The sequence below is a fragment of the Rhizobium sp. 18055 genome, from assembly GCF_902706285.1.
Classification (GTDB): domain Bacteria; phylum Pseudomonadota; class Alphaproteobacteria; order Rhizobiales; family Rhizobiaceae; genus Rhizobium.
Genome location: NZ_CACSKD010000112.1, coordinates 1 through 597, shown reverse-complemented (window position 1 = coordinate 597; position 597 = coordinate 1). Strand labels below are relative to the sequence as shown.

Sequence of the window (597 nt, the reverse complement as noted above, 5' to 3'; positions counted from 1 at the left end):
TTGGCATGGGCGTAGAGCACCGGATCGCTGCGCACCTGCTCGTAGCTGGGCAGGCGGATCACGCTGCGGTCGCGCGGCGGCACCTTGAGCCGGGTGCCGAGGGCGGGGTTGGCCACGAACTGGATCGGCTGGACGGGCGGATTCACCGCCGCGGGCGCTGCGGCACCGGCCGCCGCCCCGCCGGACGGCGCTCCGCAGGCGGCCGTCGTCGTCTCGGAGTCATCGTCCTTGCTGCAGCTGCTGCCCTGGGCCGCGGCCTGCTCGCTGGTCGTCATGTAGGGATTGATGTGGGCTTCCACGCGGCCGGGTTCGTCCACGGTGGTGGAGTCGATTTCGAACCAGCCCTGCCCGCTCTCGTCGCCCGGCCGGCGCACGAAGGCCGTGCCGCGCACGTCGGTGATCTGCTCGACCGGCTCGCGCGCGGCGATGCGGTGCGCCACCTCGACGAGCGCACGTTCGGCATTGCCGTAGAGCAGCAGGTCGCACTTGGCATCCACCACGATGGAGCGCCGCACCTTGTCGCTCCAGTAGTCGTAGTGCGCGATGCGGCGCAGGCTGCCCTCGATGCCGCCGAGCACGATGGGCACATCCTTGTAG

Annotated in this window: 1 pseudogene; it reads right to left on the bottom strand. The window is 71.0% G+C overall.

Annotated features, from left to right (window positions below):
* Positions 1-597: pseudogene (locus GVL52_RS31665) on the bottom strand (YgiQ family radical SAM protein); the annotation flags it as partial.